Origin of the sequence: Allobosea sp. 2RAB26 (assembly GCF_052115465.1) — a bacterium.
GTDB lineage: Bacteria > Pseudomonadota > Alphaproteobacteria > Rhizobiales > Beijerinckiaceae > Allobosea.
On the sequence record NZ_JBFRGS010000051.1, the window covers coordinates 1 to 2,941 of the forward strand.

Below are 2,941 nucleotides of genomic sequence, written 5' to 3' on the forward strand. Positions count from 1 at the left end.
GGGCGATCACGGCGCCGTTGAGATGGGCGCTCGCGGCCCAGCCGCCGCAGCCGACGACCAGGAGCAGGGCGAGCGCGGTACCGGCGAGCATATGCCGGCCGAGCCCGAAATTCGGCTCGCGCCCTTCCCTGGCGTCCCCGCCCGCCTGCAATGCGACATTGCGCCCGGTCATATCCGTCTCTCCCGTCCGCCCGACCGGGATGCGAGGCCCTGCGGCCGCGCACCGAGATCAGTAATAGTAAAGCCTGTGGCTGCCCTGGATCTCGATCGAGTAGTCCTTCTCGTCATGCTGCTCGAGAAAGACATCGACATAGGTGTAGTCGTTGTCACCGATCTTCTCGATGCGGAAGCGGAAGGGCCGGCCGGCAGCATCGGCCTCGTCGCCATAGGCGTTGGCGAACGGATCTGCTCCCTCCGCGGCGGCACTGTCGGCGGGCGCGCCATCGGTCCCGAACTGGTACTGCTTGACGACGATGCGGTCGCCGGCCTCGAGATCGAGGATCCGGTGGATCAGGTCGCGATCGTCCGCGTCATAGGGCACGTCGAACGAGAAGCAGTCGTCGCCGGCACCGCCGGTCAGCGTCACCGCATCAGCGCCGATGGTGAAGTGGTCGTTGCCACTGCCGCCGATCACCGCCTCGATATTGGAGAACCTGTCCTCGCCGATTTCGACGCCGACCGCCTTGCCCTCGACCAGGTTGATGTCGATGCACTGCGTCGCCTGGGAGTAATCCAACGTGTCGCAGCCGCTGCCGCCATCATAGCAATCGGCCGCGGCATCGAGCGTGCCGATGATCACGTCGTTGCCGGACCCGGCTTCGACCCGGTCCGTGCCCGCACCACCATCGAGCGTATCCGCGCCGCTGCCGCCTTCGAGCCGGTCGTTGCCCGCCCCGCCATCGACGATATCGTCTCCCGCGTCACCCTCGATCCGGTCGTCGCCTGCCTCGCCGAAGAGCCGGTCATTGCCGGCATTGCCCTCGACCCTATCGTCGCCGGCGCCGGCGAAGACGATGTCGTCATCCGCGTCGCCCTCGATCCGGTCGCACCCATCGCCGCCGAAGACGATGTCGTTACCGGTCCCGCCATGGATCTGGTCGTCACCGGCGCCGCCCGCGAGGTGATCATCGCCGGAACCGCCATCGAGCACATCGTCCCCGGCATCACCGGAGAGCGTGTCGTTGCCAGCCTCACCGAAGAGTCGGTCGTTGCCGCCGCCACCGGCCGCTGCATCGTCGCCGGCTCCGAGCTGGGCCGTGTCCTGGCCGGCGCCGAACTGGACGAGGTCGACATGAGCGCCACCGGTGACGACATTGTTGCCGTTGCCGGTTCGGACCGTGTCGTTGCCGTCGCCGGTGAAGATCGTGTTGTCGCCTTCTCCGCCGTCGATCCAGTCGTCGCCGTCGCCACCGTCGAGGATGTCGTCGCCGTCCTCGCCATAGACCTGGTCATTGCCGGCCCCGCCCATGACGTGATCGTCGCCGGCATCGCCATGAACTTCATCATTCCCGGCGCCGCCATCCACGGTGTCGTCGCCCTCATCGCCATGGGCGACGTCGTTGCCGGCATCCCCGGCGATCTGGTCGTCGCCGGTGCCGCCCTGGATCACGTCATTGCCGTCACCGCCGGAGAGCTGGTCGTTGCCGGCGCCGCCGACAATGATGTCATCGCCAGCCTCGCCGAAGATGATGTCGTCGCCATCCTCGCCGAAGAGCTGGTCGTCGCCGTCGCCGCCATAGATCGTGTCGTTGCCCTCGCCGCCATAGACGATGTCGTTGCCGCGGCCGGCATAGATCAGGTCATGGCCGGCGCCGCCGCGGATGAAGTCGTTGCCGGCGCCGCCATGCAGGATGTCCGAGCCGCCGCGGCCGTCGATCACGTCATTGCCGTCGCGCCCGTCGATCAGGTCGGCGCATTCCGTCCCGGTCAGGCTGTCATCGCCGGCCGTGCCGTTGATCTCGGTGAACTCGACGACGCTGAAGAGCGCGGTCTGGGCGACCGCGACGGTCTCGTCGCTGACCTCATAGCTCAGCGTCACCGGGCCAAAATAGCCGGGCGTCGGGCTGAACTCCCAGCCACCCTCGACCGCGGTCAGCGTGCCGCTGGAGACGGTGAGATTGCGGATCGACAGCACATCGCCATCAGGATCCAGCGCCCCTGCGAGCAGTCCGATCGCGGTGATCAGCAACGTCTCGCAGCGCCCGATGCTGCGCAGGCTGACCACACCGGCAAGCAGCGGGGCGCGGTTGCTGCGCGGGCTCCCGGGGCCACCCGGACCGCCGGGATTCTCGCCACCGGGTCCGCCAGGGTTCTCGCCGCCCGGGCCGGAATGGCYGCCCGGGCCGGGGTGGTGGCCACCCGAGCCGCCGCCGGCCGAGGCGATCCCCTCGAAGTCATGGCCACCGCCASMGCCGGCACTGCCGGAGAGGCCGCCGCCATGGCYGAGCGTCAGGTTGTCRTTGCTGGCCGGATCGCCGAAGACATCCTCGAGCTTGGCCGGCGAGAAGCGGCGCAGCGGCAGCTGCTCATAGTCGATCGGCGGGGAATCGATGCCGAGGAAGGCGGCAAGCCCGGCCGTGCCGACRGCCTGGCCGCCGGAGCCGAGCGCCGGGTCGTCCTCGGGCCCTTTCTTGATTGCCCCGGTCTCGTCCTCGGCCTCCTTGTCGGCCTCCTCGGCCTGCGCCTGCCTCGAGGGGCCTCCCCCAGCCGCATCCTCGCCCGGGGKCTCRGTGGGCGGACCGAGATCGGACTTGGCGTGGCTGGGGAAGAGGCTCTTGACGTAGATCGCGACCGCGGTCAGCGCGAGCACGACCAGCGCCGGCCAGCGCGACGACGGCGCCGCGTCCTCGTCGGTGATCTTGCGGTAGCTCTGCTCCGCGGCGGGCGCGCCCGGCGCCGGGGCCTTGAGGGTTCTGATCTCGATCATGCCGACACCCGTTCA

Annotated in this window: 1 protein-coding gene; it reads right to left on the reverse strand. The window is 69.0% G+C overall.

The window, feature by feature from the left end; all coding sequences use genetic code 11:
- Positions 1-229 precede the first annotated feature (229 nt).
- A complete protein-coding gene (locus tag AB4118_RS33905) occupies positions 230-2,926 on the reverse strand; it encodes a calcium-binding protein (protein WP_441493883.1) in 2,697 nt (898 codons plus the stop codon).
- Positions 2,927-2,941 lie beyond the last annotated feature (15 nt).